This is a genomic window from Streptomyces sp. SBT349 (assembly GCF_001083795.1).
In the GTDB taxonomy this organism is placed as follows: domain Bacteria; phylum Actinomycetota; class Actinomycetes; order Streptomycetales; family Streptomycetaceae; genus Streptomyces.
The window spans coordinates 1-7,024 of the sequence record NZ_LAVK01000375.1 but is presented as its reverse complement, the minus strand read 5'-3'; the positions used below and the strand labels follow the sequence as shown (position 1 = coordinate 7,024).

4 protein-coding genes are annotated in these 7,024 nt (G+C 75.9%); 2 read left to right on the top strand and 2 right to left on the bottom strand.

Annotation, left to right across the window (positions count from 1 at the left end; translation table 11 throughout):
• A partial coding sequence (locus ADY01_RS30445; RefSeq protein WP_049579897.1) for an amidohydrolase family protein occupies positions 1 to 3,181 on the top strand: 3,181 nt, incomplete at its 5' end.
• A 43-nt stretch (positions 3,182 to 3,224) separates the two neighbouring features.
• Positions 3,225 to 4,016 (top strand): ABC transporter permease, encoded by a 792-nt coding sequence (locus ADY01_RS30440; protein ID WP_049579895.1) that lies wholly within the window; start codon positions 3,225 to 3,227, stop codon positions 4,014 to 4,016.
• Positions 4,017 to 4,058: 42 nt separating this feature from the next.
• On the opposite strand, the gene ADY01_RS30435 is transcribed toward ADY01_RS30440, so the two are convergent.
• Both ADY01_RS30435 and ADY01_RS30430 read right to left on the bottom strand, forming a co-directional pair.
• Positions 4,059 to 5,426, bottom strand: coding sequence for an SGNH/GDSL hydrolase family protein (locus ADY01_RS30435; RefSeq protein ID WP_049579893.1), 1,368 nt, complete (start codon positions 5,424 to 5,426; stop codon positions 4,059 to 4,061).
• A gap of 27 nt (positions 5,427 to 5,453) precedes the next feature.
• Complete coding sequence (locus ADY01_RS30430; RefSeq protein WP_199826345.1) at positions 5,454 to 6,779, bottom strand: SGNH/GDSL hydrolase family protein; 1,326 nt, start codon at positions 6,777 to 6,779, stop codon at positions 5,454 to 5,456.
• Positions 6,780 to 7,024 lie beyond the last annotated feature (245 nt).

The window sequence follows — 7,024 nt, the reverse complement described above, 5'->3', positions numbered from 1 at the left end:
GCCGTCGCCCCCGCCATCGGCGGCCCCCCGCCTCTCGCGCCGCGGGTTCCTCCAGGCGACCGCCACGGCGACCGCCACGGCGGGCGCCGTCGTCGCCGCGCCGGCGTGGGCCGCGGCGGGCGCCGCGCCGCGGCCCACGGTGCTGACGTTCACCGCCGCCACCAACGGTTCCGCCACCCTCTCCCCCGCCGGTGACCGGCTGGTCGCCGAGATCCAGGGCGTGCTGTGGTCCATCCCCCGCGAAGGCGGCGAGGCCACGGCGCTCAGCCCGCCCGATCTGGAGCCCACCCGCCCGCACTTCGCGCCCGACGGCAGGTCGCTGGTCGTCAGCGCCTACCGCGGCGGCGGATTCCACCTGTTCACCACCGCCCCCGACGGCTCGCGGCTGCGGCAGCTCACGGAGGGGCCGTGGGACGACCGCGCGCCGTGCTGGTCCCCCGACGGCACGCGCGTCGCGTTCTGCTCGGAACGCGGCGGCGACACCGTCACGGGCGGCGCCTACCGCATCTGGACCTACGACACGCGCTCCTCGGACCTGACGCGGGTGACCGGGCTGCCGGGCCAGCCGGGGCCGCTCCAGGAGGGCGGCTGGGAGGACTTCGACCCCACCTGGTCGCCCGACGGCCGGGAGATCCTGTTCGTGCGCGGCGCGGTGTCCGGTGTCGGGACGCTGGACGCCCGGACGATCGCCGCCGTCCGCGCCGACGGGACCGGAGCCGTGACCACCCGGCACACCGGGGCCGAGGGCAGCCAGGTCATGACCCCGGCCGTCTCCCCGGAGGGGAGGCTGGCCCACCTGCGGACCACGCCGCAGCCGGCCGCCACCTGCGTGCTGGTCGTGGACGGCACGCCCGTGGCGGTCGAGGGCGACGTCGCTCCGGTCCCGGTCCGGTGGGTCTCGGAGGAGGAGGTGCTGCTGACCGTGGACGGCCGGTTCCGTGTCGTGCGCCCGGCCGCGCCCGGCGACGGGGAGGAGATCGCGTTCACCGCGGCGCTGCCCGTCGAGCGGCACCGTTGCCGGGGGAAGCGCCACGCCTTCGACGACGGCGGCAGCCACCGCGTCCTCGGCCTGCACCTGCCGGTCCTGTCCCCCGACGGGCGCCAGTGGGCGTTCACCGCGCTCAACTCCCTGTGGGTCGCGCGCGTGGACGGCAGGTCACGGCCGCGCCGGGTCCTGACCGCGGACCCGACCCGTTATGTGATGGCCCCGGCCTGGACCCCCGACGGCGCGGGGCTGGTGTTCGCGGACGACCGGGACGGCCTGTTCGCCGTGCGGCGCAGGGACCTGCGGTCCGGGGCGGAGGAGGTCCTGGCGGGCGGCGGGCGCACGTTCCCCGCCCTGTCCCCCGACGGGCGGCGGCTCGCCTGCCTGTCCATGGCGGGTGACCTGCTGGTCGTCGACCTGGACAGCGGCGAGGAACGCGTCCTCGCCCGGCCGCTGTCGGGCGGCGGGCTGCCGGGAGCGCCCAGTTGGTCGCCGGACGGGTCGCACATCGCGCTGTGCGACCGGAACCGGCTCAGCCAGCGCTTCCGCGAGGGCTACAACCTCATCCGGGTCGTGGACGCGGGCACCGGTGAGGACGCGCTCCACGCGATCGCGCCGCACACCTCCCTCTCCGACCGCTATGCCTCGGGACCGGCCTGGTCGCCGGACGGGCGCTGGATGGCGGTCGTGGCCGAGTCGGCCCTGTGGCTGCTTCCCGTCCTTCCGGACGGCACGCCCGACGGGGCTCCCCGGCGGCTCACCTCCGAGGCCGCCGACCACCCCTCCTGGTCGGGGGACTCCCGCAGGCTGCTCTACCTGTCGGCCGGGACCCCGCGCCTCGTCGGGGTGGACGGCGCCGCGCCCGTCACCGTTCCGGTGCGTCTTGACTACCGCCGTCCCCGGGCCGCCGACACGGTGGTGCGGGCGGGCCGCCTGTGGGACGGCACGGGCGAGACCGTGCGGGAGGACATGGACGTCGTCGTGCGCGACGGGCGCGTGGAGGCCGTCGAGCCGCACCGCCCCGGCCGCCGCGCCGACCGGCACCTCGACGCCTCGGAACGGACCGTGCTCCCCGGGCTGTGGGACGCGCACGTCCACCCGTGGCAGTCCACGTACGGCGGGCGGCAGAGCGCCCTTCAGCTGGCCTACGGGATCACCACCACGGTGTCGCTGGGCGGCTTCGCCTACGAGCAGGCCCGCGTCAGGGAGGCGACCGCCGCCGGGGAGATGACCGGCCCGCGGCTGCTGACGACGGGTGAGCTGCTCGACGGCCCCCGCGTCGCCTACAGCATGGGGCGGGCGCATGCGACGCCGGAGGGCCTGGACCGTTCGCTGGCGCGCGGCGCGGCCCTGGAGTGGGACTTCGTCAAGACGTATGTGCGCGCGCCGCACTGGGTGATGGCGCGGGCCGCCGCGTTCGCCCATGACCGTCTCGGGGTGCGGGCGGGAAGTCACTACTGCTCCCCCGGCGTTCAGACGGGGCAGGACCTGACCACGCATCTTCAGGCGACGCAGCGGCCGGAGTTCGGGCATGCGACGTCGGCGACCGGCCGTTCGTACCAGGACGTGGCGGAGATCTACACCGCCACCGACTTCCGGCTGGTCGCCACCCCGTTCACCGCGCTGGCGCTGCTCGGCGAGGACCCGGCCCTGGCCCGGGACCCGCGGGTCACGACGCTGATGCCGCCGTGGGACGTGGCGCTGGTGCGCGCCCGCGCCGCGCTGGCGCCGACCGAGGAGGAGTGGGCCACCCTGGAGGTGGAGACGGCCGTCTACCGCCGGCTGCTGGAGGGCGGCGCGCTGATCGCCCTCGGCACGGACCAGCCGCTGGTCCCGGTGGGCCTCCATCTCCACCTGGCGTTGCGGGCCCTGCGCCGGTCGGGGCTGTCGGCGGCCCGGACGCTCCGGGCGGCCACCGCCGTCCCGGCCGCCGTCTTCGGCGTCCAGGACGACCTGGGGACCATCGCGCCGGGGAGGCTCGCCGACCTGGTTCTCGTCGACGGCGACCCCTTCGCCGACTTCTCCGCCCTCACCCGCACCACCGCCGTTCTCCGCGGCGGCCATCCGTTCCACCAGTCCGACCTGACCTCGGCCTTCGCCACGGCGGCGCCGGTGGAGGCGTCCGGGGCCGAGTGGAGGGAGACGAGCCGCCGGATGCGCACGGACGGCTGTTGCAGCGGCGGCGCGGGGTTCTGAGGAGAACGCTCCGCCCCCGAGGGGCCGCTCCTACAGTGGCGGGATGACGACGAGCGCGCCCTCCCTGGTCTCGGTCGACGCCACGTCGGGCGTGGTGCTCTGCTTCCTGCTGCTGGCCGCCGCCGCGGTGGCGGCGCTGTGCCACCTGTCGCGGGACGCCACCGCCTCGCGGGGGCGGGAGGTCCTTCTCGCCGGGGTGCGGGCGGCGCTTCAACTCGGGCTGGTGTCACTGGTCATCACCTGGGCGGTGACCTCGCCGGTGGGCGGGCCGGCCTTCGTGCTGGTGATGTTCTCGGTGGCGGTGCGCACCGCGGGCAGGCGCGTGACCGAGAACGCCACGGGGTGGCTCACGGCGGCGCCGATCGCGTGCTCGGTGGCCCCGGTGGTGGGGACGCTCCTGGTGACCGGGGTGGTCCCGCCGGAGGGCCTGAGCCTCGTTCCGGTCACCGGCATCCTCATCGGCGGGGCGCTCACCGCGACCGTGCTGGCCGGGAGGCGTGCGCTGGACGACCTGTCGGCGCGGCGCGGGGAGGTCGAGGCGGCGATGGCCCTGGGGTTCCCGGTGAGGGACGCGCGGTGGGAGGTCACGCGCCCGGCCGCCGCGGAGGCGCTGGTGCCGGGCCTCGACCAGACGCGGACGGTCGGTCTGGTCACCCTGCCCGGCGCGTTCGTCGGCATGCTGCTGGCCGGGGCCAGCCCGCTGATGGCGGGGGCGGCTCAACTGTTCGTGCTGATATCGCTGGTGGCGGTCCAGACGACGGCGGTGGCGGTGACGGTCGAGCTGGTCGCCCGCCACCGCCTGCACCGCGAGGGCGCCGACCCCGCCGCCCGTTGAGCCGTTGAGCCGTTGAACCGTTGAACCGTTGAACCGTTGCGCTCAGTCTCTGAAGAGGCGGAGCGGGACGGCGTCGGCGAGCATTCCGTAGCCCGCGGGCGTCAGGTGGAGCCAGTCCCCGTCGTGGATCGTCGGCAGGAGCCGGTCCGGCTGGGCGGGGTCGCGGACCGCGGCGTCGAAGTCGATGACGGCGTCGAACCGGCCGCTGGTGCGGATCCACTCGTTGACGGTTCCCCGGGCGGCCTCGCGCAGGCCGCCGGGGTCGTCGTAGCCCGTGTTGTCGCCGAAGGGGAGCAGGGTGGCGCCGTAGACCTCGATGCCGTGGGCGTGGGCGCGGGTGATGATCTGGTCGAACGCGGTGATGAGGTCCTCGGCCACGCGGTCCTGGGCGGCGCCGGTGGCCTCGGCGGTGCCGATGTCGTTGACGCCCTCGAAGAGGATCAGGCGGTTGACGCCGCTGTGGGAGAGGACGTCGCGGTCGAGGCGGGAGATGGCGCTGGGGCCCAGGCCGTCGTTGAGCACCCGGTTGCCGCCGGCGGCCTGGTTCATCAGGGCGACGTCGTCCGTGCCGCGGCCGTCCTGGAGTCGCGCGAAGAGCTGGTCGGGCCAGCGGTTGTTGCCGTTGGTGGTGGAGCCCCGGCCGTCGGTCAGGGAGTCTCCGAGGATGGCGGTGGCGGTGGTGGACCGTCCCGACCATGCCTCGACGGCGCTGATGAGGTACCAGTGGTCGGTGGGCGTGGCGCCGGGCAGGTCCTCGGCGTCGACGTGCCGTCCCGCCGCGAGGTGCGAGGTGGTGCGGGAGCCGGGGTGGGAGGTGACGGACAGGGACGCCTGGCCGTCGGCGAGGTAGGTGGTGACCGTGAGGTTGGTCCCGGGGGCGAGCGGCATGTCGACGGGGTCGGAGACGTAGCGCGCGCCGATGGGGATGGTCACGGAGGGCCGGCCGGCGAAGGTGACGGGCCGGGAGGTCCCGGGCTCGATGGCGCCGGCTCCCGCCCGGCCGTCGCGCGGCAGGGCCACGGCGATGCCGGTGAGGGGCAGCGGGGCGCCGCCGAACTCGTTGGAGAAGGACAGCCGTATGCGCTCGCCGCCGGTCGACACGCGCAGGGTCTGCCGCAGCGTGCTGTCGGCGAGGACGGTGTCCTCACCGGTGAACGGTGGCGGGGGCATGTTCCCCGGCTCGGTCAGCTGGGGCATGGCGGTCCAGCTGGTGACCCACTGCCTGTTCCCTCCCGGCGCCCGGCCGACGGCGGCCGGGGTGGTGGCGGTGGCGGCGGCCAGGGCGGTGGCTTCCCCGGTCCTCTCGGTCGGGGCCGCCGCCGCGGTCGCGCTCAGGGACGGGGCGGCGACCAGGGAGGCGGCGCAGGCCACCGTGGCGGCCAGGCGGGCGATGAGGGGCGTTCTCTTCACGGGCGTGCGCGCTCCTTTGCGTGGTTCTCAGAAGAGGTGGAGGGGGATGGCCCCGGCCATGGCCCGGTTGCCGGCGTCGTTCGGGTGGAGGTGGTCGCCGCTGTCGTAGCGGGGGGCGAGGCGTTCGGGCCGGGCCGGGTCGCGCAGGGCGGCGTCGAAGTCGACGACGGAGTCGAACGCGCCCGAGGTGCGGATCCAGTGGTTGACCCGCTGGCGGACCCGCTCGTTGTCGGGGGTGTCGAAGCCCAGCGGGGTGTCGGCGAACGGGGTGATGGTCGCGCCGTGGACGCGCAGGCCCCGTTCGTGGGCTCGGGTGATGAGGTGGCGGTAGCCGGTGATCAGGTCGGCGGCGCTGACGCGTTCCGACTCGGGGGCGACGCCGCTGCCGGGGTGGCCGATGTCGTTGACGCCCAGGTGCAGGATGACGTCGCTCACGCCGGGCTGGGAGAGGACGTCGCGCGGGAAGCGCCGCAGTCCGCTCTCGCCGAAGTAGGCGGCGTAGCCCTCGGCTTCGGAACCGGCGGGCGGGTTGGGGTCGTGGAGGAGGCGGTTGCCGCTGATGCCCTGGTTGAGCACGGCCGTGGTGTGCGGGCCGGGGGCGTCGGCGAGGCGGCGGGTGAGGAAGTCGGTCCAGCGGTGGTTGGCGTTGAGCGTGGTCCCGGCGGTGATGGAGTCGCCGAGGGCGACGACGGCCCTGGCGCGGTGTCCGGGCGGGGTGGTCACGTCCACCCCGGCCAGGAAGTACCAGCGGTCGAGGGTGGCGGTGGGCGTCAGGTCGCCGGACCGGGTGGCGTTGCCGGTGGCGACCCAACTGTGCTGTCCGGCGAAGGAGTTGACCGTGGCGCCGGGGGTGTGCTCGGGGAGGTGGAGGCTGATGACGAGGTCGGAGCCGGCGGGAACACGCAGGCTGACCCGGTCGCTGACCGCCGAGCCGCCCGGCGGGATGGTGAGCGAGGAGCGGCCGTGGAAGGTGAGCGGCCGGTCGGTGCCCGGTTCGGTGCGCGGCCCCTCCTCCCCCGGGGCGCGCCGGGCGATCCGGGCCTCGCCGATGACCAGCGGGGTGGTGCCGAACGCGTTGGTCAGCCGCACCCGGGCGGCGCCCCCGGCGATGCTGGTACGCGCGATCTGGCGGATCGTCTGGTCCTCGAACGCGGTGCCGTCCACGGCCGGGACCGTGGTCACCGGCGAGGCCCAGGTGCCGGTCCAGGTGCCGGTCCTGGCGGTGGGCCCTCCCTGGGGGGTGGCGGTGGCCGCGGGGATCGCGACCAGCAGGCAGGCCGCGGCCAGCAGCGTCACCAGCAGCACGCGGGGGGCTCTCAGGTCCGGCCGGGCGGTCACGGGCAGGGGCTTCACTCGGGGCTCCTCGGCGTCGAAGGACCCGAAGGGCACGCCGCGCGCCGGGTGGTTCGGCGCCCCCCATCGGGCGGGGCGACCCTAGAAACGGGCGCCCCACCCGTCAAGGGGGCCCCGGAGGCCCCTCCGCCGTCACCGGCGGCGCGGAACCGGCCCCGGCGGACGCGGTGTTGGCGGGGGACGGGCCGCTCACCGGGCCGGATGGCGCGGCGCGGGGTGGCGGCCCGGACGTGGCTCCGGCGGGG